This window comes from Pseudomonas hefeiensis, from assembly GCF_030687835.1.
In the GTDB taxonomy this organism is placed as follows: domain Bacteria; phylum Pseudomonadota; class Gammaproteobacteria; order Pseudomonadales; family Pseudomonadaceae; genus Aquipseudomonas; species Aquipseudomonas hefeiensis.
In genome coordinates, this window is the sequence record NZ_CP117449.1 from 1593921 (window position 1) to 1619811 (window position 25891).

Here is a 25891-nt window from a genome sequence, read left to right on the forward strand (position 1 = left end):
CCATGCTCCCACAGGTTGTTCTGGGCGGAGCGCGGTGGTGTGTCCACTGAAAATCAGCAACCCCTCCATCAACTCTCCTGCTCCCGATAAGCCCCCGGCGTTACCCCCGTCCATTTCTTGAACGCCCGGTGGAACGCCGACGGTTCAGAGAACCCCAGCTGTTCGGCAATCTGCTGCAACGACAGGTCCGCGCGTCCCAGATGGTAGATGGCGATATCCCGCCGCAACTGATCCTTGAGTTCCTGGAAGCTGGTGCCTTCCTCCCGCAGATGCCGGCGCAACGTCTGCGGACTGATGTGCAAATGCGCGGCGACGGTGTCCAGGTCCGGCCAGCGTGCGGCGTCGCGGCTGAGCAGGCGGCGTAGCTGGCTGCTCAGGCTGTTGCCATCGTCAGGGCGTGACAGCAGGTCGGCGGGGGAGTGTTCGAGAAAGTGTTTGAGGGTTCGTTCGTCCTGCAGCAACGGCATGTCCAGGTAGCGACTGTGGAACAACAGGCTGCAACGTTGCGCCTGGAACACCAGCGGGCAGGGGAACAACAGATCGTACTCGGCCCCATGGGCCGGCTTGGCATAGCTGAATGTCGCCTGTTCCAGACCGATCCGCTGGCCGATCAGCCAACTGCCGAGGCGATGCCAGATCACCAGCAGGCTTTCGGCCAGGAAATGGTCGGGGTCGCGCAGTGTGGATTCATCCAGGCTCAGGCGCACCCGGTCCCCTTCCGCCTCAAGTGTCAGGCTCGGAGCGTCCGGGAACAGGCTGTAAAACAACAACCCGCGCTGAAGGGCCTTGCCCAGGGTCCGACAGTGGATCAACGCGTGGCACATCATGGCAAACGTCCCGGGTTTACTCGGGGCCAGACCAAACCCCAGATACTCATCCCCCAGTGCCAGCCGCAGCGCCTGCAACAGGCTGGCGAACTGCGCGGGCGCTATGCGTGCTCGCGGCTCGTCCAACAGCTCCGGGCTGATGCCCAGTTGTTGCAGCAAGGGACCGTAATCGAAACCTTGCCGGCGCGCGCCACCCAGGGCGGCGCGGGCGAAGTGGCTGGCGATTGTGCGTTGGCGCATGGCAGGAATCCGTTTATTGAGCGGCCGATGGTAGCAGGGGACTTCAGCTCGACAAGGCGGATATCCGCCAAATCCCGGAGGGGGAACGGCCGTGTGGGCGGGAATCCGCCATCTCTGTCTGGCTGTTCAGGTGTGTTTAACGACGTGTAGCCCTTACGGATCAAGGGGTGTAGGCATTTTCCGGAAAATGGCATGGGCCTTGCGATAGGCATCCGCAGGTCTGCCGCTGTGCAGCCGCCAAAACAAATCCCTCCAATGCAGGAGGGTTCGAAATTGAGGTTTCGTGGACGACAGGTGGATGTTGTCACACGGGACACTTGAGGAAGGTTTGCCATGACGACTCGTCAGCCACTGTACAAATCCTTGTATTTCCAGGTGATCGTAGCCATTGCCATCGGCATTTTGCTCGGTCACTTCTATCCGCAGACCGGCGTTGCCCTCAAACCGCTGGGTGACGGATTCATCAAGCTGATCAAAATGGTCATCGCCCCGATCATCTTCTGTACTGTTGTCAGCGGTATTGCCGGCATGCAGAACATGAAGTCGGTGGGCAAGACCGGTGGCTACGCGCTGTTGTACTTCGAAGTCGTCTCCACTATCGCCCTGTTGATCGGTCTGGTCGTGGTCAACGTCGTGCAACCGGGCGCCGGCATGCACATCGACGTGACGACCCTGGACACCAGCAAGATCGCCGGTTACATCTCGGCCGGTAAAGACCAGAGCATCGTGGCCTTCATCCTCAACGTGATCCCGAACACCATCGTCGGCGCGTTCGCCAACGGCGATATCCTGCAAGTGTTGATGTTCTCGGTGATCTTCGGTTTCGCCCTGCATCGCCTGGGTGCCTACGGCAAGCCGGTGCTGGACTTCATCGATCGCTTCGCCCACGTGATGTTCAACATCATCAACATGATCATGAAACTGGCGCCCGTCGGTGCATTTGGTGCCATGGCGTTCACCATCGGCGCCTACGGTGTCGGTTCGCTGGTGCAACTGGGCCAGTTGATGATCTGCTTCTACATCACCTGCGTGGTGTTCGTGTTGGTGGTGCTGGGCGCCATCTGCCGGGCCCACGGCTTCAGCGTCGTCAAATTGATCCGTTACATCCGTGAAGAACTGCTGATCGTGCTGGGCACTTCCTCGTCGGAATCGGCCCTGCCACGCATGCTGATCAAGATGGAACGTCTGGGCGCACAAAAATCCGTGGTGGGTCTGGTGATCCCGACCGGCTACTCGTTCAACCTCGACGGCACTTCGATCTACCTGACCATGGCTGCGGTGTTCATCGCCCAGGCCACCGACACTCAGATGGACCTGACTCACCAGATCACCCTGTTGCTGGTGCTGCTGCTGTCGTCCAAAGGTGCTGCCGGCGTGACGGGTAGCGGTTTCATCGTGCTGGCGGCGACCCTGTCGGCCGTGGGTCACCTGCCGGTGGCCGGCCTGGCGCTGATCCTGGGTATCGACCGCTTCATGTCCGAAGCCCGCGCCCTGACCAACCTGGTGGGCAATGCTGTCGCCACCCTCGTGGTTGCCAAGTGGGTCAAGGAGCTGGACGAAGACCAGTTGCAGCGTGAACTGGCTTCCGGCGGTCGCGGCATCTCCGATACCCGTGAAGAAGATGACCTGGGCGTGGCCGAAGGCCCAACTCCAGCGGCTGTGAAGTAACCTTTCGCAGCAATAAAAAACCCGCTTCGGCGGGTTTTTTCATGGGCCCGAGTTCTCAAGGCTGGCGCGACTCCTTTGTGGCGAGGGGATTTATCCCACACTCTGTGGGAGCAAGGCTTGCCCGCGATGCAGGCGATGCGGTCTTTCAGGAATCGAGGCGCCTGTTTCGCGAGCAAGCTTTGCTCCCACAGCCCAGCGTCGCCACAAGGATCTGTGACAGCCTTGAGCGCAATGGTCAGCCAGACTGACACCTGCGGTAATTGCCCCACCGCCAACCCCTGCCTAGTCTTGAGGGCATCACCCCTCGGAGATCGCCCATGCAAGGCCCACTGGCATCGCTCAAGGTTCTGGACTTCTCGACGCTGCTGCCCGGTCCGTTCGCCTCGCTGTTGCTGGCGGACATGGGGGCCGAGGTATTGCGCATCGAGTCGCCGACCCGCCCGGACCTGTTGCGCATACTGCCGCCCCATGATCAGGGCGTCTCGGCCAGCCATGCCTACCTCAACCGCAACAAACGCAGCCTGGCCCTGGACCTCAAGCAGCCGGCGGCGCTGGAGGTGATCAAGCAGTTGCTGGGCGACCACGACATCCTGCTGGAACAGTTCCGCCCCGGCGTGATGGAGCGGCTGGGCCTGGGGTACGAAGCCTTGAAGGCGATCAATCCCCGATTGATCTACGTGTCCATCACCGGCTACGGCCAGACAGGGCCCTACAAGAACCGGGCCGGCCACGACATCAACTACCTGGCCCTGGCGGGGCTGGCCAGCCATACCGGTCGTGCCGACGCCGGGCCATTGCCGCTGGGCATCCAGGCGGCGGACATCGCCGGTGGTTCACTGCACGGGGTGATCGGGTTATTGGCGGCGGTGATCGCCCGTCAGCAAACGGGGCACGGCCAGCATCTGGACGTGAGCATGACCGACTGTGTGTTTAGCCTCAACGCTCTGGCCGGCGCGGGTTATCTGGCCTGCGGCGTGGAACCCGAGTGGGAAAACCAGATGCTCAACGGTGGCAGCTTCTATGACTATTACCGCACGAGGGATGGCCGTTGGATGTCGGTGGGCAGCCTGGAGCCGGTCTTCATGCAGGCGTTGTGCGAGGCCCTGGGACGGCCGGAACTGGCGACCCAGGGGCTGTCGCCCGATCCAGATCAGCAACGGCAGCTAAAGCAGCAACTGCAGGCCGAATTCGAGAAGCATGATTTCGCCGAGCTTTGCCGGTTGTTTGCGGGGATTGATGCTTGCGTCGAACCGGTGTTGAGTCTGGAAGAAACACTCAGGCATCCCCAGTTAGCGGCTCGGGACGTCGTGATCCAGGTGCCGCGTGGCGATGGCTCGAGCCAGGCGCAGATGGCCTGTCCGTTGAAGTTCTCGCAAGGCTTGCCCGAGCCTCGGTATATTGGCGCGGGGCTGGGAGCGCACACCGATCAGGTGTTGGGGGAGTTGGGGTTTAGTGTTGAGCGGATTGCTCAATTGCGTGATGCCGGGGTGGTTTTGTAGTGTTCTTTCGGGCCTCATCGCGAGCAGGCTCGCTCCCACACTGGATCTATGGCGCTCACAAAACCCTTGTGGGAGCGAGCCTGCTCGCGATGAGGCCAGCCCAGACACCACAGAAACCAGCTACTCCACCCGAGTCTCCCCACTGAACACCAAGGTATTGCGGCAACTGCGGCACAAATAGCGGCGCCCCTGGCGCACCAGGCTGTGGCGCTGGGCCGAGAAGGGAAAGTCGCTGCCGTCGCAGGGGCATTTGTAGATGTAGCGAGTCACGCTGCGGCGTTTGATCTCGTAGGTATGGCAGCGGTTGGGCGGCAGTTCGTACACGCCGCGCATGATCAGTTGCCACTCTTCGCCATGGGGCTGAATACGTTCGCCAAACAGTTGATGGGCAATCAGGTGCGCGACCTCGTGGGCGACGGTCTGCTTGAGAAAATCTTCGGCGTTTTCCCGGTACAACTGTGGATTGAAGCGCAGCAGATTTTCATGCAGGTGCGCGACACCGGCCTTCTGGCCACGCAATTTGAAGCTGACCACGGGGCGTTTGAAAGGACGTTTGAAAAAGGTTTCGGCTTGTTGGTAACACTCTTCGACGCGGGTATTGAGTTGCTCAAGCATGCTGTACGGGTCTCCAGAGGCTCGAGTATGCCGCAAGCGTCGGCCATTGCGAATCGCCCAGACGCCCAGTGGTCGTTTTCGACAGCGCCAAACACAGGAAGGCCGCCTTGCGGCGGCCTGTATTGGCAGATAGTGCTTTGTTTTCAGGAGAGAACCCTGAGCGGGTTCGAACGTTTCAGCTGGTATACACCGGACCGACGCCCAGCCCCCAGACAATCACCGTGAACGCCATGATAGCCACCAGCACCACCAGGCCCACGGCAAGCACCGAGCTGGAAAACAGGAAACCCTCGTCCTGAGGAATATTCATGAAGGTCGGCAGGCCCACATACAGCAGGTAGACCGTGTAGCAGATCGCCGCCGTACCGACGATCATCCCCAGCCACATGTGCGGATAAAGCGCCGCCAGTCCGCCAATGAACAAAGGTGTCGCGGTGTAGGTGGCGAACGCGACGCAGCGCGCCAGGCTCGGGTTGGCATCATAGGTGCGTGCCATCCAGTGCACGAAGGCGCCCATCACCGCCACGCCGCCCAACATGGCGAGGTACGACATGATGGTCATCCACAGCGCACTTTCCTGGGTCAGCATCACCGGTGGCCGGTTGCCGATGACCCATCCCACCTGCGTGGTGCCGATAAACGCCGATACCGCGGGAATGGCCGCCAGGATCAACGTATGGGTGAGGTACATGTGGCTGATGCTTTCCTCCTGATCGCCACGGATTTCTTTCCATTCTTGATCAGGGTGGGTAAAGAGCCCCACGACATGATGGATCATAGTCAGTCACTCCTTTGTTATTGCCATCGCCCCCCAACGGAGCGCCTACGGGCCAAACGGCCGAGTAAGTACAGGTCTGTAAGTGTGTGCGACCTTATGTCGCAGTATAGAAAGGAGTTACCTCGAGGGGGATGGGTGGCTTAGAGCAAATCGCGCTGTAGGCGACGGTGTTAATCGCCGATGGGTCTGTGTACATCGCCATTGGCAAAGAATTCCTTTTGTGACGAGGCCATTGTGGGAGCAAGGCTTGCCCGCGATGGAAGCGGTGCGGTCTTTCAGAAACCCAGGCGTCTTTTTCGCGAGCAAGCTTTGCTCCCACAAGGCCTTCGCCACAAAAGCGCATGTCATCAGCCTTCGCCGACGGCGGATTTTTTGCGTAAAATGCCGGCCTTTCGTCACACCTCACGGATTTCGCGTCATGGGCACTCTTACGGTCAACCAGAACAAACTGCAAAAGCGCCTGCGCCGCCAGGCCGGTGAGGCGGTCGCTGATTTCAATATGATTGAAGACGGCGACAAGGTCATGGTCTGCCTGTCCGGCGGCAAGGACAGCTACACCTTGCTTGATGTGCTGATGCATTTGCAGAAGGTTGCGCCGATCAAGTTCGACATCGTCGCGGTGAACATGGACCAGAAGCAGCCAGGTTTCCCCGAGCACGTGCTGCCGGCCTACCTTGAGTCGCTGGGCGTGGAATATCACATCGTCGAGAAAGACACCTATTCGGTGGTCAAGGAACTGATTCCGGAAGGCAAGACCACCTGCTCGCTGTGCTCACGCTTGCGTCGCGGCACGCTCTACACCTTTGCCGACCAGATCGGCGCGACCAAGATGGCCCTGGGGCACCACCGCGACGACATCGTCGAGACCTTTTTCCTGAACATGTTCTACAACGGCTCGCTCAAAGCCATGCCGCCCAAGTTGCGTGCCGATGACGGGCGCAACGTGGTGATCCGCCCGCTGGCCTACTGCAACGAGAAAGACATCCAGGCCTATTCGGACTTCAAGCAGTTCCCGATCATCCCTTGCAACCTGTGCGGCTCCCAGGAAAACCTGCAACGCCAGGTGGTCAAGGAGATGTTGCAGGAGTGGGAGCGCAAGACCCCGGGGCGCACCGAGAGCATTTTCCGCGGCTTGCAGAACGTTGTTCCGTCGCAACTGGCGGACCGCAACCTGTTCGACTTCACCAACCTGCGCATTGACGAAAGCGCCACGCCGCGATTCGTCAACGTGGTGAACCTCTGACGAGCTCAGCGGCTCCTATTCACGGCGCTCGTGGCCAGGCCAGTTGGAGCGCCGTTTTCATTTCCGACCCCAGGAGAGGGCATGCGCGATTACAAGTGGCTGCATGAGTATTGTCTGAACCGCTTCGGTTCGGCGGCTGAACTGGAAGCTCACCTGCCTGTTCCCAAGACCCCGGCTCAACTGCGCAAGATCAGCGACGACCGTTACCTCTCGACCATGGCTTTGCGAGTATTTCGCGCCGGGCTCAAGCACAGCCTGGTGGACGCCAAGTGGCCGGCGTTCGAGGAAGTGTTTTTCAAGTTCGATCCGGAAAAAGTCGTGCTGATGAGCGCCGAGCACCTGGAGCGGCTGATGCAGGACGCGCGGATCATTCGCCACTTGGGCAAGCTCAAAAGTGTGCCGCGCAACGCGCAACTCATACTGGACGTGGCCCATGAAAAAGGCAGCTTCGGCGCGCTGATCGCTGACTGGCCGGTGACCGACATCGTCGGCCTGTGGACCTACCTGAAAAAGCACGGCCATCAACTGGGCGGTCTGTCGGCTCCGCGTTTCCTGCGGATGATGGGCAAGGACACCTTCGTGCCCAGTTATGACGTGGTGGCCGCGCTCAATGCGCAGAACATCATCGACAAAGTCCCCACCAGCCTGCGGGATCTGGCGACGGTGCAAAACGCCTTCAACCAGTGGCATGAACAGAGCGGTGGACGGCCGATGAGCCAGATTTCGATGATGCTGGCGTATACCGTCAATCATTGAGACCGCATCGCGAGCAGGCTCGCTCCCACATGAGATTTGTGGCGTTCACAGATCCCCTGTGGGAGCGAGCCTGCTCGCGATAGCCATCTATCAGGCGACGGAAATCTCGCCTTCCCCAGCCAACCGCCGGTTCAACTGGAACCGCCAGCGCACATACAGCAGGGCCGAGCAGAACACCGCCACGCTCGCCGTCATTTCCAGCAAACCGAACATCTGTCGGTTCGGGTCATAGGCCGCCAGCGCGCCCTTGATGAAATACAGGTTCACCACAAAGCACATCCACGAATGCCCGCGGGGGCTGCCGCTGATCATGCCTGGCGCCAGTATCAACAGCGGCACCAGTTCGATCAGCAGAATCACCCAGGGGCGCGCGCCGTGCAGGTCGGCAATCAGCAGGTAATACACACAGAGCAGCCCCACCAGGCCGAAAAAACACAGCAGGCTCAGGACCCGGGCGATGCGTACCCGTGGTTCCAGCCAGTGGATGGGCGGCAGGATTTTTGGCTTCTTAGCCACGGCCGTTCTCCAGCAGTAGTGCGGTTTTCGCCAGGCGTAAACCCAGTGCCCGGCACAGCGCGACTTCATGTTCGTTCAAGCCACTTTTACCGTCGGCCCCGGCGTGATGACTCGGGCCGTAAGGCGTGCCCCCGCCCTCGGTTTCGAGCAAGGCCGACTCGCTGTAGGGCAGGCCGGTGATCAACATGCCGTGGTGCAACAGCGGCAGCATCATCGACAGCAAGGTGGTTTCCTGGCCGCCATGCAGGCTCGCGGTGGACGTGAACACACCCGCCGGTTTGCCCACCAGGGCGCCGGTCAGCCACAGGTTGCTGGTGCCATCGAGAAAGTACTTCAGCGGTGCGGCCATGTTGCCGAAACGGGTCGGACTGCCCAGGGCCAGGCCGGCGCAGTTTTTCAGATCATCAAGGGTAGCGTACAGCGGGCCTTGCTCGGGAATGTCCGGCGATACCGCTTCGCACTCGGCGGAAATCGCCGGCACCGTACGCAACCGGGCTTCCAGCCCGGCCTGCTCGATGCCACGAGCGATCTGCCGGGCCATTTCGTTGGTGGAGCCACTGCGGCTGTAATACAACACCAGAATGTACGGCGTGCTCACGGCAGGATCTCCAGGATCTGCTCCGGCGGGCGCCCGATCACAGCTTTGTCAGCGGTTTCCAGAATCGGCCGCTCCATGAGTTTGGGGTGGGCGGCGATGGCGGCGATCAATTGGGACTGGCTCAGGTTTTCATCGGCCAGGTTCAGGCTCTTGTATTCGTCCTCGCCGGTGCGCAGCAGTTGCCGGGCGGTGATGCCGAGCTTGGCCAACAGGTGTTCCAACTGCGCTGCGTCGAGCGGGGTTTCCAGGTAGCGGACCACGGTGGGCGTCAGGCCACGGGCCTCCAACAGTTCCAGCGCGCCGCGGGATTTGGAGCAGCGCGGGTTGTGATAAAGCGTCAGATCGGTCATGAGCGGGTCGCATCTTGCGTAAGGTGGCGGCTATTCTACTGTGTCGCGAGGTACCGGGCACCTGAGACTGGCGCGTTCGAAAACGGTGGCCCGCGCCGACGTTCACATTCACTACAAGGATTGGCACATGGCAAGGCGATTGACGACGGCACTGACATTCATGGGGATTTTGTTGCTCGCCGGCTGCGGGAATGACTACGGGGTTGACCAGAACGGTCAGGCCATCGCCGCGCAACGACTGGACAAACAGTGGGTGGTGCTCAATTACTGGGCCGAATGGTGCGCGCCGTGCCGCACCGAAATTCCAGAGTTCAACACTTTGGCCGACCAACTCAAGGGACGCAATATCGGCGTATTCGGCGTCAATTTCGACCAGGTTCAGGGCGAGGAACTCAAGAGCGCCAGCGAGAAGATGGGCATCCGTTTCACCGTGCTGGCTCGGGACCCGGCCGACTTTTTTGATATCCCGCGCAGCGAAGGGTTGCCGGTGACTTACATCATCGACAACCAGGGCAAGGTGCGCGAGCAGATGCTGGGGGAACAAACGGCGGCGGGGGTGATGGCCAAGCTTGAGGCGTTGCAGGCGTTCAAATAACCACCTGTGGGGCTAGGATGGATACCTTGTGGCGAGGGGATTTATCCCCGCCGGGGCGCGCAGCGGCCCCTCTGCGTTCCGTCTGACACACCACAGTGGCATATAGATCTTGGGGCTGCTTCGCGGCCCAGCGGGGATAAATCCCCTTGCCACAAGGGATCTCGTCGTAGTTCGGGTCTCAACCTTCCTCCAACCACCACCGCAGTGGCTTGCCCTGGGCCGGCCAGAAGCGCATCTGTTCGGTGGGCGACACGTCCCAGCGTTCAACCTTTTCCAGCGCCCGCAAGAAGCGTGCTTCCTGCTCCATCAGCGCCGGGGCGCAGAGTTTGCGGGTGCTGCCGATCTTGCCGAAGCTCAAACGGTGGCCTTCCAGGGTGTAGGGCGCGAACCAGTGGTTACAGCCGCCGTTGCCGTAGGCCCGACCGTCGTCCCCGAGGGTGATGGTCAGGTTGCTGTAGTCCATCAATGGCCGTTCGCCAATCCATTCCAGGATGTAGCTGCGGTCCTGCTGCAGTTGCACCGGCTCGGCGGCGCAACCTATCAGGCCGGCGCCGATCAGCGCGGCCAGGGCCAGGCGTTTCATCAGGCGGCTTCCTGGCATGTTGGGCACACGTGTTTTTCACCGACGGTGGTCCAGCCCAGCTCGGCAATGCGCGCGGTAGCGGCCGGTTTCTGCGCCTTGACGCCGAGTTTGGCGTCGACGGCAAATTCAAAGCTCAGTTGCTTGGCGCAGCGGTCGCAGTTGACCTGCCAGGTGTGGATCGCCAGTTCGCCGAACACCGGGCCGGTGGTCATGGCGGTCCATTGACCCATGGGCTTGAGCAAGTGCCGAACGGTGTCCACGGTCAGGCGCATGGACAAGTCCTTGCTGCCTTTGAGGGTGACGAGCAGCACATCGTTGGCCTGGATCGAACCGCCGTTGCCGGTGACCTGATAGCGGCCCGGCGCCAGGGCGCGGACTTCGGTCAGGGTGTGTTGCGGGTTCATCAGGGTGTAGCGGAAATCGTGTTCGGCCATGGGTCCTCCAGATAGGCGCGATATGCTAGCACGGGCTATGGGTTGGGATGGCAGCCACGGGTTTTGCCGACGAAACGCCACCCGTGGGAGCGGGCTTGCTCGCGAAGGCGATTTGTCTGTAATACATTGGCCGACTGACACACTGCTTTCGCGAGCAAGCCCGCTCCCACAGAGTTGTTGTGTTGACTGATAGAGCTGCTCAGCTGTCCACCAGGTTTTGTGGAGTGCCAGCGGCCCAGGCGGCGATGTTGTCCAGGGTTGTCGCGGCGATGGCGGCCAACGCTTCATGGGTCAGGAAGGCCTGATGCGCGGTGACCACCACGTTGGGGAAAGTCAGCAACCGGGCCAGCACATCATCCTGCAAGGGCAGGTCGGAGCGGTCCTCGAAGAACAGTTGCGCTTCTTCCTCATAGACATCCAGCCCCAAATAGCCCAACTGACCGCTTTTCAATGCCTCGATCAAGGCGGGTGTGTCCACCAGGCCGCCGCGTCCGGTGTTGATCAGCATCGCGCCACGCTGCATGGCAGCCAATGAATCGGCGTTGATCAAGTGTCGGCTCTGCTCGTTGAGCGGGCAATGCAGGCTGATGATCTGCGCTTGCGTCAGCAGATCAGCCAGGGGTAGGTAATGGGCGCCCAGGGCTTGGACCTGCGGGTTGGGGGCCGGATCGTAGGCCAATAAGCGGCAGCCGAAGCCGGCCATGATCCGCGCGAACGTCGCGCCGATCTGCCCGGTGCCGATCACGCCAACCGTCTTGCCCACCAGGTCGAAACCGGTCAGCCCATGGAGGCTGAAATTGCCGTCCCGGGTACGGTTGTAAGCGCGATGCAAGCAGCGATTGAGGGCCAGGACCAGCGCCACGGCATGTTCGGCCACGGCATGGGGCGAATACGCCGGCACCCGGACGATACTCAACCCCAGCCGTTTGGCGGCGGCCAGGTCGACATGGTTGTAGCCGGCCGAGCGCAGGGCGATCAGCCGCGTGCCGCCGTTTGCCAGTCGCTCCAGCACTGGGGCGCTCAGGTCATCGTTGATGAAGGCGCACACCACTTCATGGTGTTCGGCCAGGGCCACGGTGTCGAGGTTCAGGCGTGCTGGCTGAAACTGCAGTTCAAGGCCTGCGGGTGCCGGGGCTTTACTGAAACTGTCGCGGTCGTAGGTCTGGCTGCTGAAAAGAATTGCGCGCATGGCGGCCTCCTGGCGCTGAGTAGGTGAACGCGGTAGGGGCTGCCGAAGGTCGCTCGGCAGCTCCTACGGTCGGGGTAGGAGCTTGGATTTTCCTTGATCCTGGGTTTTGGGCTATTGCCCTGGATCAGGCGCTGATGCGTGCCTCGTTGGCCAGGCGGTCGATGGCACGCTCCAGTTCCTGCAGGGCGGCCTCGGCCTTGGGGTCCTGTTGCTTGAGCAGGGTCTCGCTGCGCTGGCAGGCGGCGCGCAATTGCGGTACGCCGCAGTAGCGAGTGGCGCCATGCAGGCGGTGAACCCGTTCGATCAGGGCGCTGTGATCATTGGCCTCGCTGGCCTGGCGAATCGCTTCGCGGTCGGCTTCCAGGGACGCCAGCAGCATCGCCAGCATGTCCGCCGCCAGATCGGCCTTACCGGCGGCCAGGCGCAGGCCTTCTTCATGATCGAGCACCAGCAGTTCGCTGCCGCCCTGAGCATCGGCGTTCCGGTCCGGCGCCTGGTTACGCAGGGCCAGGCCGGTCCATTTAAGCACTACCTGGGCCAGTTGCCGTTCGCTGATGGGCTTGGTCAGGTAGTCATCCATGCCACTTTGCAGCAGGGCGCGTTTTTCGTTGGCCATGGCGTGGGCGGTGAGGGCGACGATCGGCAGCGGCGTACAATGCCGCTCGCTTTCCCATTGGCGGATCGCCTCGGTGCTCTGGCGACCGTCCATGCCGGGCATCTGGACGTCCATCAGCACCAGGTCGAAGGTCTCCTTTTGCACCGCCTTGACCGCGGCATAACCGCTCTCCACCGCCAGCACCTTGGCGCCCATGTCTTCGAGCAGCGTTTGCACCAGCAGCAGGTTGGCCGGGTTGTCGTCCACGCACAGCACTTTGGGCGCGCGGCTGCTCACCGGTTCGTTGGGTTCGTTGCGGGGCGGGCGCGGGTTGACCAGGTCGGAAAGCGAGCGGCGCAACTTGCGGGTGCAGGCTGGTTTGGCCTGCAATTGGCTGTGGGGGTTGGGCACGGAGAGGTGGTACAGCGTCTGTTCGGTGGTGGGGCACAGCACCAGTACCTTGCAGCCCAGGTGCTCAAGATCCCAGATGTGCTGGCTGAGACGTTCCGGCGGCATGTCGTTGCTGGTGATGCCCAGCACGGCCAGGTCGATCGCCTGATCGGTCTGGTGGGCGACGGTCACACCGTTGGTCAGGTTTTCCAGAGTGTTGAACGGCGTCACCAGCAGGCCGCAGTCCTCAAGCTGGTGTTGCAGGGCCTGACGGGCCAGTTCATGGTTTTCCAGCACCGCTACGCGCCGACCCAGTAACGGCGGGCCCGGCAAATCCTCGGCGTCGTCACGGGTCTTGGGCAGGCGCAGGCTGATCCAGAACTCCGAGCCTTCGCCCGGCGTACTGTCCACGCCGATTTCGCCACCCATCTGCTCCACCAGACGCTTGGAAATCACCAGGCCCAGGCCGGTGCCCCCCGGTTGCCGGGACAAGGAGTTGTCGGCTTGGCTGAACGCCTGGAACAGGGCCCGAACGTCCTGGTTCGACAGGCCGATGCCGGTGTCCTGAATGCTGATGCGCAGTTGCACGCTGTCGTCGTGCTCGTCTTCCATCATGGCGCGGGCGATGATGGTGCCTTCGCGGGTGAACTTGATCGCATTGCTCACCAGGTTGGTCAGGATCTGCTTGAGGCGTAGCGGATCACCCACCAGCGACAGGGGGGTGTCCCTGTAGACCAGGCTCACTAACTCCAGTTGTTTGGCGTGGGCGGCGGGGGCGAGGATGGTCAGGGTGTCCTGCAGCAAGTCCCGCAGGTTGAATGGAATGTTGTCGAGCACCAGTTTGCCGGCCTCGATCTTCGAGAAATCGAGGATTTCGTTGATGATGCCCAGCAGGCTGTCGGCGGATTTTTCAATGGTGCCCAGGTAATCGAGCTGACGCGGGGTCAATTCGCTTTTCTGCAGCAGATGGGTGAAGCCGAGGATGCCGTTGAGCGGTGTACGGATTTCATGGCTCATGTTCGCCAGGAATTCGGACTTGATCCGGCTCGCTTCCAGGGCTTCCTTGCGGGCCAGGTCCAGTTCGATGTTCTGGATCTCAATGGTTTCCAGATTCTGGCGCACGTCTTCAGTGGCCTGGTCGATGCTGTGCTGCAATTCTTCCTGGGCGTTCTGCAAGGTGCTGGCCATGCGATTGATGCCCGACGCCAGCTCATCCAGTTCCTGGCTGCCCAGAGGTGGCAGACGGGTTTCCAGGTGACCATCTTTGAGTTGCGCCACGGCGTGCTTGATCTGGCTCAGTGGCCGGTTGATCGTGCGACCCATGCGCAACGCCAGCAGTGCAGTCAGGCACAGGCCGGCGGCGATCAACAGCAGGCTGGCGAACAGGCTGCGATAACCGCGCAGCAGCATGCCGCTGTGGGACAACTCCAGCTCGACCCAACCCAACAGCCGATCGGCTTCTTCGGGGATCAGCTCGCCCGCCAGGTTGCGGTGCTTGCCGAATACCGGCAACAGGTAGCGCGTGGCGTCGTGGCCGGTGCGTTGCAGCAGTTGGGTGCTGTTGCCCTCCGGGGCGCGGTTGAGCATGGTCGGGCCGGCGTGGGCCAGCGATGTGCGATCAGGGGCCAGGAAGGTCACGGCGCGCACGTCCGTTTGCTCGAGGGACTGGGTGGCAATCCGCTCCAGCAGATCGGTGTTCTGGTTGCTCATGGCCGGGGCGACCAGCGGCGCCAGCTGTTCGGCGATCATTTCGCCACGTTGCAGCAACTGGGCGTGCAAGTCCGATTGCTGCATCCAGGTGAAATAGCCGCCCAGGACCAGCGCCATCAGGCTGGTCGGCAACAGGGTCAGCAACAGCACGCGGCCTTTGATTCCCAGTTTCTTGAGCACACTTTTCTCCTGCATCCAGCGGTCTGTTTGAGCTTTGCGCGCATCCGGCACGCAATACCTGCGCAGTGTAGCGATTTGCGGGCGGGCAATCTTTGTAAAATTCATGTCGCCGTGCATCGGTCTTGCCGGTTGCCGTGCCTCGGCGATACCTTCAATTCAATCAACTCGCCCTAAGTGTGCATGATTGCTGAGTTGCCGCTTGCAGCCCGCTTTCGCTGCTTATTCCCATAAGCCATAACCACCACACTTTGCGTGATATGGCCTGGCAAGGTTTGCCGGTATGATAGGCGCCCCCGCAGTCCGGATTGCGAATACGCCATGACCGTGCAGTACCCCACTATCGCCGATTGCGTCGGCAACACTCCGCTGGTTCGTTTGCAGCGCCTGCCTGGCGTTACCAGCAACACGCTTTTGCTCAAGCTCGAAGGGAATAACCCGGCGGGTTCGGTCAAGGACCGGCCGGCGCTGTCGATGCTCACCCGTGGCGAATTGCGTGGGCAGATCCGGCCCGGCGATACGCTGATCGAGGCGACTTCCGGTAACACCGGCATCGCCCTGGCCATGGCGGCGGCGATCAAGGGCTACAAGATGATCCTGATCATGCCCGACAACTCCAGTGCCGAGCGCAAGGCCGCGATGACCGCCTATGGCGCCGAATTGATCCTGGTGAGCAAAGACGAAGGCATGGAAGGCGCACGGGACCTGGCCGAGCGTATGCAAGCCGAGGGTCGCGGCAAGGTGCTCGACCAGTTCGCCAACGGTGACAATCCCGAAGCCCACTACACTTCCACCGGCCCCGAGATCTGGCGTCAGACCGACGGCACCATCACCCATTTCGTCAGCTCGATGGGCACCACCGGCACCATCATGGGCACCTCGCGCTATTTGAAAGAACAGAACCCGAACGTGCAGATCATCGGCTTGCAACCGATGGAAGGCTCGGCCATTCCCGGCATCCGTCGTTGGCCCGAGGAATATCTGCCGAAGATCTACCAGGCCGATCGCGTGGACCGCATTATCGACATGGCCCAGAGCGAGGCCGAGGACATCACCCGGCGTCTGGCCCGTGAAGAAGGCATCTTTTGCGGCGTGTCTTCGGGCGGTGCCGTGGCGGGCATGCTGCGCTTGTCCCAGGAGGTTGAAAACGCGGTGATTGTCGCGATTATCTGCGACCGAGGCGACCGCTACCTGTCGACCGGCATTTTCGACGCGCCCAACTGATGGCCAAGCAAGAAAGAGGTCTGCGCTTCCAGCCCAGCGGCGGAAGCCGGGCCCCGCAGGTGCCTACCGGAAAGAAGCAGCGCTTGACCATCGAACGCTTGGCCAACGATGGTCGGGGCATCTCCTTTCTGGACGGGCGTACCTGGTTTGTGATCGGTGCACTGGCCGGCGAAGAGGTCGAGGCGCGGGTGCTTGGAGCCCATGGCAAAGTGGTCGAGGCCCGCACTGAGCGGGTGTTCCTGTCCAGTGAACTGCGCCGCGCGGCGCCGTGCGCCCATGCCGGTCGCTGCGGCGGTTGCAGCGTCCAGCATTTGCCCCACGATGAACAACTCGCCCTGAAACAGCGCATGCTCGCCGAGCAGTTGTCGCGGGTCGCCGGCGTGCAGCCGGATGAATGGGCCGCGCCATTGAGCGGGCCGGAACTCGGTTACCGGCGTCGCGCCCGGGTGGCGGTGCGCTGGGACCAGAAGGCGAAAAAGCTTGAGGTCGGCTTTCGTGCTGTCGGCAGCCAGGACATCGTTGCCATCGGCGATTGCCCGGTACTGGTACAGCCCTTGCAGCCGATCATGAACCGCTTGCCGGAGATGCTCCGTCGCCTGAGCAAGCCCCAGGCGCTGGGGCATGTGGAATTGTTCGCTGGCTCGTCCATGGCGGTGTTGCTGCGGCACATGTCGCCACTGTCGGGCCCTGACCTGACGATCCTCAAGGATTTCTGCGCCGCCCACCAAGCCCAGTTGTGGCTGCAAGGTGAAGGCGAGCCGCAGCCGGTCGAACCGGGACAGACGCTGGGTTATCGCCTTGAGGCCTGGGACCTGGAGCTGGCTTACCGGCCGGGAGATTTCATCCAGGTCAACGCCGGGGTCAACGAGGCGATGGTGGCCCAAGCCCTGGATTGGCTCGCGCCCCGCGCCGAGGAGCGGGTGCTGGACTTGTTCTGCGGTCTGGGCAACTTTGCCTTGCCCCTGGCCAAGGCTGTGCGCCAAGTGGTGGCGGTGGAAGGTGTACAGGCCATGGTGGACCGCGCGGCGGCCAACGCGGTCAGCAACAATTTGAATAACACTGCCTTTTTTCAGGCCGATTTATCCCAGCCGTTGTCGGGTGTTGAATGGGTCGGCGAAGGCTTTTCTGCGGTACTCTTGGACCCACCCCGCGACGGTGCTTTCGAGGTGGTGCGCAAACTGGCATCCCTGGGTGCCAGGCGGTTGGTATATGTATCGTGCAACCCGGCAACTTTGGCCCGGGACACGGTCGAATTGATCAAGCAGGGCTACCGGTTAAAACGTGCCGGGATTCTCGATATGTTTCCTCAGACGGCACATGTCGAGGCCATGGCGTTATTTGAAGCGAGCCAGGATGGCTTGTCCGACTGACCCGTTCGTGCCAACCGCCATAGCCCTGGGCGGGGACACGGGCAACGAAGGTCAGCGTTGTTGACGCATTGAATCTGCGTCATAGGGAAGGTATGTAAAGATGGTACAGGTGAGAGCACACCAGCCGATCAACACCGACGGCAGTATCAATCTCGAGGCTTGGCTCGATCACGCGGTCAGTATCGACACGGCACTGGATCGCGAAGCCTTGAAAGAAGCCTGCGAGTTCGCTCGTGAGGCAGAACAGCAACACAATGCGGCGAAGAACCTCTGGTCCGAAGGCACCTCGAGTTTTCAGACGGGCCTTGAGATCGCCGAGATTCTCGCCGACCTCAAGCTCGATCAGGACTCCCTGGTGGCCGCGGTGCTGTACCGCGGTGTGCGCGAAGGGCAGATCCAATTGCCGGTGGTCAGCCAGCGCTTCGGCACGGTGGTCGCCAAGCTGATTGACGGCGTGCTGCGCATGGCGGCTATCAGTGCCAGTCTCAGTCCGCGCCAGTCCATGGTCCTGGGCACCCAGGGCCAGGTGGAGAACCTGCGCAAGATGCTGGTGGCCATGGTCGACGACGTGCGCGTCGCTCTGATCAAACTGGCTGAGCGAACCTGCGCGATCCGTGCTGTGAAATCCGCCGACGACGAAAAGCGCAACCGCGTCGCCCGGGAAGTGTTCGACATCTACGCGCCCCTGGCCCATCGCCTTGGCATCGGCCACATCAAGTGGGAACTGGAGGACCTGTCTTTCCGCTACCTGGAGCCCGACCAGTACAAGCAGATCGCCAAGTTGCTGCACGAGCGGCGTCTGGATCGCGAGCGCTTCATCACGGATGTGATGACGCAGTTGAGGGAAGAGTTGCAGGCCACCGGTGTGGAGGCCGACATCAGCGGCCGGGCCAAGCACATCTATTCGATCTGGCGCAAAATGCAGCGCAAAGGGCTGGAATTCAGCCAGATCTACGACGTTCGCGCCGTTCGCGTACTGGTCCCGGAAATGCGCGACTGCTACACCGCGCTGGGTATCGTGCACACCTTGTGGCGGCACATCCCCAAGGAGTTCGACGACTACATCGCCAACCCGAAGGAAAACGGCTATCGCTCCCTGCACACTGCGGTAATCGGCCCGGAAGGCAAGGTGCTGGAAGTGCAGATTCGCACCCACGCCATGCACGAGGAAGCCGAGCTGGGGGTTTGCGCCCATTGGAAATACAAGGGCACCGACGTCAAGTCGGGCTCCAACCACTACGAAGAGAAAATCTCCTGGCTGCGTCAGGTGCTCGAGTGGCATGAAGAACTGGGTGACATCGGCGGTCTGGCCGAACAATTGCGGGTCGATATCGAACCGGATCGGGTCTACATCTTCACCCCCGACGGCCATGCCATCGACCTGCCCAAGGGCGCCACGCCGCTGGACTTTGCCTATCGGGTCCACACCGAGATCGGCCACAACTGCCGTGGGGCCAAGATCAACGGGCGGATCGTGCCGCTCAACTACAGCCTGCAAACCGGTGAGCAGGTCGAGATCATCACCAGTAAACACGGCACGCCGAGCCGCGACTGGCTGAACCCGAACCTGGGCTACATCACTACATCGCGAGCGCGGGCGAAAATCGTTCACTGGTTCAAGTTGCAGGCTCGCGACCAGAACGTCGCCGCCGGCAAGACCCTGCTCGAGCGCGAGCTCAGTCGCCTGGGCCTGCCGCAGGTGGATTTCGACAAGCTGGCCGAAAGGGCCAACATGAAAACCGCCGAAGACATGTTCGCCGCCCTCGGTGCCGGCGACTTGCGCCTGGCGCAACTGGTCAACCTGGCCCAGCAACTGGTGGAGCCGGAGCGCGGCAACGAACAGTTGGAACTGATCCCGCGCAAGGCCACCGGCTACAAGCCCGGCAAGCGCGGCGACATCCAGATCCAGGGCGTGGGCAATCTGATGACCCAGATGGCCGGCTGCTGCCAGCCGTTGCCAGGAGACGCAATCGTCGGCTACATCACCCAGGGTCGTGGCGTGAGCATTCACCGCCAGGACTGTGCTTCGGTGCTGCAACTGGCCGGTCGTGAGCCGGAGCGGATCATCCAGGTCAGTTGGGGCCCGGTGCCGGTGCTCACCTACCCGGTGGACATCATCATCCGCGCCTACGACCGTTCCGGCCTGCTGCGTGACGTGTCCCAGGTGTTGCTGAACGAGCGGATCAACGTGTTGGCGGTCAACACCCGTTCGAACAAGGAAGACAACACGGCGCTGATGTCCCTGACCATCGAGATTCCGGGGCTGGATGCGTTGGGGCGGTTGCTGGGGCGGATTTCCCAGTTGCCAAACATCATCGAGACCCGGCGTAATCGGACGCCGGGCTGATCGTTAACCCCTAATGTGGGAGCGGGCTTGCTCGCGAAGGCGGAGTGTCAGTCGACATCAATGTTGTTTGACACTCCGCCTTCGCGAGCAAGCCCGCTCCCACAGTGTTTTGTGTGATGGGACGAATTTAATGTACAGCCTTGAAGACCTGCTCCACCTGATGAACCGCCTGCGCGACCCGCAGTACGGCTGCCCGTGGGATATCAAGCAGACCTACGCGACCATCGTCCCCCATACCCTGGAAGAAGCCTACGAAGTGGCCGATGCCATCGAGCGCGGCGACTTTGATCACTTACAGGGTGAACTGGGTGACCTGTTGTTTCAGGTGGTGTATTACAGCCAGTTGGCCCGGGAGGAGAATCGCTTTGAATTCGCCGGTGTGGTCGACAGCATCACCCGCAAGCTGATCCGTCGACACCCCCATGTGTTCCCTACCGGTGATCTGTATGCGCCCATGGACTTGCCGCGACTGAACGAAGAGCAGGTCAAGCAACGCTGGGAAGAAATCAAGGCCGTGGAACGGGCCGAGAAGGCCACTGCGCCCGAGCAGTTGTCGCTGCTCGACGATGTACCCGTGGCGCTGCCAGCGCTGTCCCGTGCGGCGAAGCTGCAAAAGCGTGCGGGACAGGTCGGTTTTGACTGGCCAGGTCCCTTGCCGGTGCTCGACAAGGTCCGGGAGGAGCTGGACGAAGTGCTCGAGGCCATGGCTGACAATGATCCGCTGGCCATCCGCGACGAGATTGGCGACCTGCTGTTCAGCGTGGTGAACCTGGCCCGGCACCTGAAGATTGACCCGGAAACGGCCCTGCGTGACGCCAATGGGAAATTCGAGCGACGTTTCCGATTTATCGAACAGGCATTGCGCGACACCCACCGTCCCATGGAAGATTGCACCCTCGAAGAGTTGGACGCCTTATGGGGCGAAGCCAAACGTCAGGAAAAGAATTTGCCCAGCTGTGGCTGAGGCCGTTGCCTAAGTGAGTAAGCACCATGAGCCTTTCCCTTCGCGACCAGTTGCTCAAAGCAGGGCTGGTCAACCAAAAGCAGGCCAAGCAGGTCGGCAAAGAGAAACAGAAACAGCAGCGCCTGGCCCACAAGGGCCAGATCGAACTGGATGACTCCCAGCAGCGTGCCGCCCAGGAGGCGATGGCCGAGAAGGCCAAGCGCGATCAGGAACTCAACCGTCAGCAGCAGGAAAAGGCCGAGCAGAAAGCCCGCGCCGCGCAGATCAAGCAATTGATCGAAGTCTCGCGTTTGCCGAAGCTGACGACTGAGGATTATTACAACTTTGTCGACGACAAGAAGGTCAAGCGCATCTCGGTCAACACGCTGATGCGCAACAAGTTGAGCAGCGGCTCGCTGGCGATCGTCCATCATGCCGGCGGTTACGAAGTGATCCCGCGCGAAGCGGCCCTGAAGATCCAGGAGCGCGACCCCAAGCGCATCGTGCAGCTCAATACCCAGACCGAAGAAGTGGATGCTGATGATCCGTATGCGGCGTATCAGATCCCTGATGATTTGATGTGGTAAGTCGGACACCAGGCTAAATACAAAACCTGGAGCATCTGCAGAGGTCTTCAGGAAAACTGTGGAAGCCTGTGGGAGCAAAGCTTGCTCGCGATCGCACTGTGTCTGGTAGAAAAAATATTGCCTGATACTCCGCTATCGCGAGCAAGCTTTGCTCCCACAGGCCCACAGGCCCACAGGTCCATGAGGTTTCTGTCGTTCAGGATTCTGCCATCTCAAGCGAGCGCTGCCTTTCCTGGCATTCCAGCTCGGCCTTATAGCTATTGGCATCCGTCTCGGAGTGGAACATTCCCACCAACAGGTCCTGTTGGTGTACATCCCAGATGCGGATACCGGCGGCAATACCTTCGTGGGACATGTGAGCGTCATCGCGTTCAGTTACTTTCACAGTCATCTTGCAAGCTCCAATCTCTGTTATCTGCAGCAAGGCGTGTGCAGGACTTTGTTATAGATTTTGGTAGCGTGCTAAGTAAACGCTTCGGTGCGTTAAGAAGTTTTCATGAAAGTCGCACGCTTCCTACAGGCCAGGCAGTGCGCGGCATTCGGTCGCAGGGGGCTTTCATGAAGAAGATTTCATGTGGGACACAATGCTCATGATGAAGGCCAATACCTGTGGGAGCGGGCTTGCTCGCGAAGGCGGAGTGTCAGTCGACATCAATGTTGTTTGACAAGGCGCCTTCGCGAGCAAGCCCGCTCCCACAGAGTCATTGGGTGGTCATGAAATCCGGGTAACAAAAAGCCCCGCATTTGACGGGGCTTCTCTTGATATCGGCGTCGATCAGCTGCCTTTGACAGCCTTGCCGTTAACCGTACCGTCCTGGAGCATGATGTTGTACTCCTTGCCGTCAGTCTCGACCTGTTGCAAGCGCACCAGCAGGTAATCCCAGTCCTTGGCGAACCAGAGGACGGTGGTGCGTTTGCTTTTTGTCGGGTCGCGCACTCGCTCGACCTTGATCGCTTCGATCTGGCCGGCCTTGGTGTCGACCTTCTCCGAGCCCAGGACGCGGAAGTCATAAGTGTCGACTTCGCCATCATCGACAACCTGATAGCTCATGCTTTTCTTGCCGGCCGCTACGTCGTGCTGCAGGGCTAACTGATAAGTGGATTTATCGACCATGCCACGGTTGAGTGGCAGTTTTACCGGATCGCCACGATCGGTGCCGGTGACCATCTTGGTGTTCCAGTCGAAATCCAGATCGGCTTTCTTGGACTTGCCCAAGCCGCCACGCTCAAAGTGGTAGGACTGTGGCAGCAGGGTGTCCTTGTCCAGGGTCAGGGTGCTTTCTTCCGTCAGGCTGGCGATCATCATCGAAGCCTTGAAGCTCAGCTTCCAGGTGCCGTTGGCTTCTTTGGTCAGACTGCGCTCGGCGGTGCCGCTCATGGGCAGCTGTTTCCAGTCGGCGGTGTAGCTGGCGGAGAACGGTTGAAGGTCTGCGGCCTGTGCCAGGGGCAGGGCAAGCAGAGCGCAAGCGAAGAGCAGGGCGCGACGCATAAAATCTCCTAGTATCGAATCAAATGGCCGCTGGCGGCGAGCAACTGGCCGTCCAGTGAGGCACCGCGATCGTCGAGGGTCAGCCGGCCTTCGGCAAACCAACGCACGGCCATCGGGTAGATCTGGTGTTCCCGGGTGTGAACCCGTTGGGCCAGGCTTTGCGGCGTGTCGTGCAACTCTACCGGTATTACTGCCTGTACGACCAGTGGTCCGCCATCGAGTTCCTCGGTGACGAAGTGCACCGAGCAGCCATGCTCCGGGTCTCCGGCCTCCAGCGCGCGCTGGTGAGTGTGTAACCCTTTGTATTTAGGCAGCAGCGATGGATGGATATTGAACAGGCGGCCCTGGTAGTGACGCACGAAGCCGGCGCTGAGGATGCGCATGAAACCGGCCAGTACCACCAGTTGCGGATTGAACGTGTCGATCTGTTCGATCAGCGCGGCATCGAAGGCTTCGCGGCCATCAAACGCTTTGTGATCCAGGACACGGGTGTCGATACCCGCATCCCTGGCGCGTTGCAGGCCGTAGGCATCGGCGCGGTTGGAAATCACCGCGCGGATACGGACCGGGTTATCACCGGTCCGCGTGCTGTCGATCAGGGCCTGCAAGTTGCTGCCGGTACCGGACAACAGCACCACGACATCACAGGTTGCAGGCATCTGCTCTTGCATCAGTGAGCCTTAAGGTTCTTCAGCTCGACCTGGGCAGCGCCTTCGGCTGCAGTGCTGATCTGGCCGATGACCCAAGGTTGTTCGCCGGCTTCACGCAGTACATTCAGGGCCGTCTCGACGTGCTCCTGGGCTACGCAGATGACCATGCCTACGCCGCAGTTCAGCACGCGGTGCATTTCGGTTTCATCGACGTTGCCTTTTTCTTGCAGCCAGTCGAACACGGCTGGCCGGGTCCAGCTCGCCACGTCAACCACCGCCTGGGCGCCTTTTGGCAGCACGCGCGGGATGTTGTCCAGCAGGCCGCCGCCAGTGATGTGGGCCATGGCCTTGACGGCGCCGGTGTCCTTGATCAGCTTGAGCAGCGGCTTGACGTAGATGCGGGTCGGGGCCATCAGCAGGTCGGCCAGTGGCTTGCCGTCGAGCTGGGTGTTTTCGATGTCGGCGCCCGAGACTTCGATGATCTTGCGGATCAGCGAATAACCGTTGGAGTGCGGGCCGGACGATGGCAGGGCGAGGAGGGCATCGCCAGCGGCGACTTTCGAACCGTCGATGATTTCGGCTTTTTCCACGACACCGACGCAGAAGCCGGCCAGGTCGTAGTCTTCGCCTTCGTACATGCCTGGCATTTCAGCGGTTTCGCCGCCGACCAGGGAGCAGCCGGACAGCTCGCAGCCGGCGCCAATGCCGGTTACCACCTGGGCGGCGGTGTCGACGTTCAGTTTGCCGGTGGCGTAGTAGTCGAGGAAGAACAGCGGCTCGGCGCCGCAAACCACCAGGTCGTTCACGCACATGGCCACCAGGTCGATGCCGATGCTGTCGTGCTTGTTCAGGTTCAGGGCCAGGCGCAGCTTGGTGCCGACGCCGTCAGTGCCCGAAACCAGCACCGGTTGCTTGTAGCCGGCCGGGATCTCGCAGAGGGCGCCGAAACCGCCCAGGCCGCCCATGACTTCCGGGCGCGCAGTGCGCTTGGCGACGCTCTTGATGCGTTCGACCAATGCTTCACCGGCGTCGATGTCTACACCGGCGTCCTTGTAGCTCAGGGAGGGTTGCTTGCTCATGATCCAGGCCTTTAGGGGGGATTTCTGGGTAACGACCGACCGCCGGGGCCATTGAATAACCGTTGTACGAATTATTCCGGGTGCCCAGCCATTGCCGGTCTGCGAAGGCGCGCGATTTTATCAGGCTTGAGGGGCAGCGGCCATCCTCGCGCCGACGGGCAGGGATATATCCTTGGAAAAAAACCGATATTTCTCCTATTGGTGCTGCGCGATGCGTCTGTATAAGGTGTAGCGGTAACCGGCTATGGTTATGACAGTGCGAAACTTCCAGCGGGCGTGTGAATGTTTTGCCAGGTGCTGTGGTCACAGCCATGCTCAATTTTCTTCACACGGCCTGTTCCAGCCGTTATGTCCGGGAATCTTCCATGCGCTTTTTCAAACTCTTGTCTGTGGGCTGCCTGTCGTTGATCAGCGTGGCGAGCCATGCCGAAAACCTCAACAGTCTCTATCAGGTGCTCGAGCCGGTCAGCAGCCAGGCCCCGCAAGAACGTGACCAGGCGACTCTGCGCGCCCTCGACACGCTGGTGCTGCGCCTGACCGGCGACGCCAAGGCCGCCCAGAGTCCCGGTCTGGCGGCGATCCGCAAGGACCCCCAGCAGATCATTCTTCAATATGGCTACGACGCCGGGCCGCCGGAAAGCCTTAAGGTGGATTTCGATCCGGCGAGCACCGACCGGGCCTTGCGTTCGGCGGGGTTGTCGCTGTGGGGCACGAATCGGCCAGCGATCCTGGGCTGGTGGCTGAACGATTCGGCGGAAGGTTCCAACCTGGTGGGTGATGGCCAGGGCAGTGCCGCGCCACTGCGCCGCGCCGCCCAGCACCGTGGCCTGCCACTGCACCTGCCCCTGGCGGACTTGAGCGAACAGATCGTTGCTACGGCGCCAAACCTGGAAGGCAGTGATCCGGCGCCGCTGCGCGAGGCGTCGCAGCGTTATGGTGCAGACGCCTTGCTGGCGGTCCATGCCAAGGAGGAGGGCGGCCAATGGCAGGCGACCTGGCGTTTGTGGCAGGGTGACCAACGCGAACAGGGCACTGCCCAGGGCGCCGACCCCGCCGCCCTGGCCGATGCGGTGATGCTGGCGGTGAGTCAACGCCTGGCGCTGCGTTTCGTCACCAAACCGGGCGTGGCCACCGAGCAACTGCTGGAAGTGCAGGGCATGAATCTGGAGCGTTACGCGGCGCTTGGGCGTTTGCTCGAACCGTTCGGTGGGCAGTTGCAGCGGGTTGAAGGGGACCGGATCATTTATCGGGTCAACGGCAGCGCCGAGCAGTTGAAGGCGCAATTGGCCCTGGCGAGACTGCAGGAAATTCCTGCCGGCGAAGCCGTGGCGCCGGTGCCAGTGTCGGTACCGGCGGCCCAGCCAGCCGCCGATGGCTCGGTCCCGGCCGCCGCGCCACCGCCTGAGCCGACGGCCAACCTGCGGTTTCGCTGGTAGTTT

General features: G+C 61.4%; 25 protein-coding genes. 11 read left to right on the top strand and 14 right to left on the bottom strand.

Annotated features, from left to right (window positions below):
* Nucleotides 1–68: 68 nt before the first annotated feature.
* Nucleotides 69–1067: an AraC family transcriptional regulator gene (locus PSH57_RS06895; protein WP_305388653.1), complete on the bottom strand. Its 999-nt coding sequence runs from the start codon at nt 1065–1067 to the stop codon at nt 69–71.
* A gap of 333 nt (nt 1068–1400) precedes the next feature.
* On the opposite strand from PSH57_RS06895, the gene PSH57_RS06900 reads away from it, so the two are divergent.
* Nucleotides 1401–2735, top strand: a complete 1335-nt coding sequence (locus PSH57_RS06900) for a dicarboxylate/amino acid:cation symporter (RefSeq protein WP_305388654.1) — start codon at nt 1401–1403, stop codon at nt 2733–2735.
* 317 nt (nt 2736–3052) lie between these two features.
* Nucleotides 3053–4234 (top strand): CaiB/BaiF CoA transferase family protein, encoded by a 1182-nt coding sequence (locus PSH57_RS06905; protein ID WP_305388655.1) that lies wholly within the window; start codon nt 3053–3055, stop codon nt 4232–4234.
* A gap of 120 nt (nt 4235–4354) precedes the next feature.
* Here the strand turns inward: PSH57_RS06905 and PSH57_RS06910 are convergent, their stop codons facing one another.
* Both PSH57_RS06910 and PSH57_RS06915 read right to left on the bottom strand, forming a co-directional pair.
* Entirely contained in the window at nt 4355–4849 is a 495-nt protein-coding gene (locus PSH57_RS06910; protein WP_047228744.1) for a SprT family zinc-dependent metalloprotease, read from the bottom strand.
* Between the two features lie 175 nt (nt 4850–5024).
* Nucleotides 5025–5627: a Yip1 family protein gene (locus PSH57_RS06915; RefSeq protein WP_305388657.1), complete on the bottom strand. Its 603-nt coding sequence runs from the start codon at nt 5625–5627 to the stop codon at nt 5025–5027.
* Nucleotides 5628–6045: 418 nt separating this feature from the next.
* Between PSH57_RS06915 and ttcA the strand changes: the two genes are divergently transcribed.
* Together ttcA and PSH57_RS06925 are read left to right on the top strand one after the other, a co-directional pair.
* The gene (ttcA, locus tag PSH57_RS06920) at nt 6046–6870 is read left to right on the top strand and encodes a tRNA 2-thiocytidine(32) synthetase TtcA (protein WP_305388658.1); all 825 of its coding nucleotides are present in this window, start codon (nt 6046–6048) and stop codon (nt 6868–6870) included.
* 81 nt (nt 6871–6951) lie between these two features.
* Nucleotides 6952–7626, top strand: a complete 675-nt coding sequence (locus PSH57_RS06925; RefSeq protein WP_305388659.1) for a DNA-3-methyladenine glycosylase I — start codon at nt 6952–6954, stop codon at nt 7624–7626.
* A 90-nt stretch (nt 7627–7716) separates the two neighbouring features.
* Here the strand turns inward: PSH57_RS06925 and PSH57_RS06930 are convergent, their stop codons facing one another.
* The 3 genes from PSH57_RS06930 to arsC are packed head-to-tail and all read right to left on the bottom strand — an operon-like array spanning nt 7717 to nt 9090.
* The gene (locus tag PSH57_RS06930) at nt 7717–8142 is read right to left on the bottom strand and encodes a DUF2069 domain-containing protein (protein ID WP_305388661.1); all 426 of its coding nucleotides are present in this window, start codon (nt 8140–8142) and stop codon (nt 7717–7719) included.
* Complete coding sequence (gene wrbA / locus PSH57_RS06935; RefSeq protein ID WP_305416442.1) at nt 8135–8740, bottom strand: NAD(P)H:quinone oxidoreductase; 606 nt, start codon at nt 8738–8740, stop codon at nt 8135–8137. The genes PSH57_RS06930 and wrbA overlap by 8 nt, the downstream gene beginning before the upstream one ends.
* Nucleotides 8737–9090 carry an arsenate reductase (glutaredoxin) gene (gene arsC, locus PSH57_RS06940; protein WP_305388664.1) on the bottom strand — a complete coding sequence of 118 codons (354 nt, stop codon included), beginning with the start codon at nt 9088–9090 and terminating at the stop codon, nt 8737–8739. Before arsC ends, wrbA begins: the two co-directional genes overlap by 4 nt.
* 127 nt (nt 9091–9217) lie before the next feature.
* Here arsC and PSH57_RS06945 point away from each other — a divergent pair, with 127 nt between their 5' ends.
* Nucleotides 9218–9685, top strand: a complete 468-nt coding sequence (locus tag PSH57_RS06945; protein ID WP_305388665.1) for a TlpA family protein disulfide reductase — start codon at nt 9218–9220, stop codon at nt 9683–9685.
* Nucleotides 9686–9863: 178 nt separating this feature from the next.
* Here the strand turns inward: PSH57_RS06945 and PSH57_RS06950 are convergent, their stop codons facing one another.
* From PSH57_RS06950 to PSH57_RS06965, 4 genes are all read right to left on the bottom strand, one after another.
* Entirely contained in the window at nt 9864–10268 is a 405-nt protein-coding gene (locus PSH57_RS06950; protein ID WP_305388666.1) for an META domain-containing protein, read from the bottom strand.
* Nucleotides 10268–10702, bottom strand: coding sequence for a hypothetical protein (locus tag PSH57_RS06955; protein WP_305388667.1), 435 nt, complete (start codon nt 10700–10702; stop codon nt 10268–10270). The genes PSH57_RS06950 and PSH57_RS06955 overlap by 1 nt, the downstream gene beginning before the upstream one ends.
* Nucleotides 10703–10901: 199 nt before the next feature.
* The gene (locus tag PSH57_RS06960; protein ID WP_305388669.1) at nt 10902–11891 is read right to left on the bottom strand and encodes a 2-hydroxyacid dehydrogenase; all 990 of its coding nucleotides are present in this window, start codon (nt 11889–11891) and stop codon (nt 10902–10904) included.
* 124 nt (nt 11892–12015) lie between these two features.
* Complete coding sequence (locus PSH57_RS06965) at nt 12016–14766, bottom strand: response regulator (RefSeq protein WP_305444912.1); 2751 nt, start codon at nt 14764–14766, stop codon at nt 12016–12018.
* A gap of 318 nt (nt 14767–15084) precedes the next feature.
* Between PSH57_RS06965 and cysM the strand changes: the two genes are divergently transcribed.
* From cysM to PSH57_RS06990, 5 genes are all read left to right on the top strand, one after another.
* Nucleotides 15085–15987 carry a cysteine synthase CysM gene (gene cysM, locus PSH57_RS06970; protein ID WP_305388670.1) on the top strand — a complete coding sequence of 301 codons (903 nt, stop codon included), beginning with the start codon at nt 15085–15087 and terminating at the stop codon, nt 15985–15987.
* A complete protein-coding gene (gene rlmD / locus PSH57_RS06975) occupies nt 15987–17357 on the top strand; it encodes a 23S rRNA (uracil(1939)-C(5))-methyltransferase RlmD (RefSeq protein WP_305388672.1) in 1371 nt (456 codons plus the stop codon). Before cysM ends, rlmD begins: the two co-directional genes overlap by 1 nt.
* A gap of 100 nt (nt 17358–17457) precedes the next feature.
* Entirely contained in the window at nt 17458–19704 is a 2247-nt protein-coding gene (gene relA / locus PSH57_RS06980; RefSeq protein WP_305388674.1) for a GTP diphosphokinase, read from the top strand.
* 130 nt (nt 19705–19834) lie between these two features.
* Complete coding sequence (mazG, locus tag PSH57_RS06985) at nt 19835–20668, top strand: nucleoside triphosphate pyrophosphohydrolase (protein ID WP_305388676.1); 834 nt, start codon at nt 19835–19837, stop codon at nt 20666–20668.
* Between the two features lie 26 nt (nt 20669–20694).
* The gene (locus tag PSH57_RS06990) at nt 20695–21234 is read left to right on the top strand and encodes a DUF2058 domain-containing protein (RefSeq protein ID WP_305416444.1); all 540 of its coding nucleotides are present in this window, start codon (nt 20695–20697) and stop codon (nt 21232–21234) included.
* 196 nt (nt 21235–21430) lie between these two features.
* Here the strand turns inward: PSH57_RS06990 and PSH57_RS06995 are convergent, their stop codons facing one another.
* From PSH57_RS06995 to purM, 4 genes are all read right to left on the bottom strand, one after another.
* The gene (locus tag PSH57_RS06995; protein ID WP_305388678.1) at nt 21431–21625 is read right to left on the bottom strand and encodes a hypothetical protein; all 195 of its coding nucleotides are present in this window, start codon (nt 21623–21625) and stop codon (nt 21431–21433) included.
* A 384-nt stretch (nt 21626–22009) separates the two neighbouring features.
* Nucleotides 22010–22723 carry a DUF3108 domain-containing protein gene (locus tag PSH57_RS07005; RefSeq protein WP_305388679.1) on the bottom strand — a complete coding sequence of 238 codons (714 nt, stop codon included), beginning with the start codon at nt 22721–22723 and terminating at the stop codon, nt 22010–22012.
* Nucleotides 22724–22731: 8 nt separating this feature from the next.
* Nucleotides 22732–23382, bottom strand: coding sequence for a phosphoribosylglycinamide formyltransferase (purN, locus tag PSH57_RS07010; protein ID WP_305388681.1), 651 nt, complete (start codon nt 23380–23382; stop codon nt 22732–22734).
* A gap of 11 nt (nt 23383–23393) precedes the next feature.
* The gene (gene purM, locus PSH57_RS07015; protein WP_256231142.1) at nt 23394–24452 is read right to left on the bottom strand and encodes a phosphoribosylformylglycinamidine cyclo-ligase; all 1059 of its coding nucleotides are present in this window, start codon (nt 24450–24452) and stop codon (nt 23394–23396) included.
* Between the two features lie 365 nt (nt 24453–24817).
* On the opposite strand from purM, the gene PSH57_RS07020 reads away from it, so the two are divergent.
* Entirely contained in the window at nt 24818–25888 is a 1071-nt protein-coding gene (locus tag PSH57_RS07020; RefSeq protein ID WP_305388682.1) for a DUF2066 domain-containing protein, read from the top strand.
* Nucleotides 25889–25891: the final 3 nt, after the last annotated feature.

Coding starts and splice junctions, on each gene's coding strand:
- PSH57_RS06895 (WP_305388653.1), bottom strand. CDS start 1,067: ATGCGCCAACGCACAATCGCCAGCCACTTCGCCCGCGCCGCCCTGGGT.
- PSH57_RS06900 (WP_305388654.1), top strand. CDS start 1,401: ATGACGACTCGTCAGCCACTGTACAAATCCTTGTATTTCCAGGTGATC.
- PSH57_RS06905 (WP_305388655.1), top strand. CDS start 3,053: ATGCAAGGCCCACTGGCATCGCTCAAGGTTCTGGACTTCTCGACGCTG.
- PSH57_RS06910 (WP_047228744.1), bottom strand. CDS start 4,849: ATGCTTGAGCAACTCAATACCCGCGTCGAAGAGTGTTACCAACAAGCC.
- PSH57_RS06915 (WP_305388657.1), bottom strand. CDS start 5,627: ATGATCCATCATGTCGTGGGGCTCTTTACCCACCCTGATCAAGAATGG.
- ttcA (WP_305388658.1), top strand. CDS start 6,046: ATGGGCACTCTTACGGTCAACCAGAACAAACTGCAAAAGCGCCTGCGC.
- PSH57_RS06925 (WP_305388659.1), top strand. CDS start 6,952: ATGCGCGATTACAAGTGGCTGCATGAGTATTGTCTGAACCGCTTCGGT.
- arsC (WP_305388664.1), bottom strand. CDS start 9,090: ATGACCGATCTGACGCTTTATCACAACCCGCGCTGCTCCAAATCCCGC.
- PSH57_RS06945 (WP_305388665.1), top strand. CDS start 9,218: ATGGCAAGGCGATTGACGACGGCACTGACATTCATGGGGATTTTGTTG.
- PSH57_RS06950 (WP_305388666.1), bottom strand. CDS start 10,268: ATGAAACGCCTGGCCCTGGCCGCGCTGATCGGCGCCGGCCTGATAGGT.
- PSH57_RS06955 (WP_305388667.1), bottom strand. CDS start 10,702: ATGGCCGAACACGATTTCCGCTACACCCTGATGAACCCGCAACACACC.
- PSH57_RS06960 (WP_305388669.1), bottom strand. CDS start 11,891: ATGCGCGCAATTCTTTTCAGCAGCCAGACCTACGACCGCGACAGTTTC.
- cysM (WP_305388670.1), top strand. CDS start 15,085: ATGACCGTGCAGTACCCCACTATCGCCGATTGCGTCGGCAACACTCCG.
- rlmD (WP_305388672.1), top strand. CDS start 15,987: ATGGCCAAGCAAGAAAGAGGTCTGCGCTTCCAGCCCAGCGGCGGAAGC.
- relA (WP_305388674.1), top strand. CDS start 17,458: ATGGTACAGGTGAGAGCACACCAGCCGATCAACACCGACGGCAGTATC.
- mazG (WP_305388676.1), top strand. CDS start 19,835: ATGTACAGCCTTGAAGACCTGCTCCACCTGATGAACCGCCTGCGCGAC.
- PSH57_RS06990 (WP_305416444.1), top strand. CDS start 20,695: ATGAGCCTTTCCCTTCGCGACCAGTTGCTCAAAGCAGGGCTGGTCAAC.
- PSH57_RS06995 (WP_305388678.1), bottom strand. CDS start 21,625: ATGACTGTGAAAGTAACTGAACGCGATGACGCTCACATGTCCCACGAA.
- PSH57_RS07005 (WP_305388679.1), bottom strand. CDS start 22,723: ATGCGTCGCGCCCTGCTCTTCGCTTGCGCTCTGCTTGCCCTGCCCCTG.
- purN (WP_305388681.1), bottom strand. CDS start 23,382: ATGCCTGCAACCTGTGATGTCGTGGTGCTGTTGTCCGGTACCGGCAGC.
- purM (WP_256231142.1), bottom strand. CDS start 24,452: ATGAGCAAGCAACCCTCCCTGAGCTACAAGGACGCCGGTGTAGACATC.
- PSH57_RS07020 (WP_305388682.1), top strand. CDS start 24,818: ATGCGCTTTTTCAAACTCTTGTCTGTGGGCTGCCTGTCGTTGATCAGC.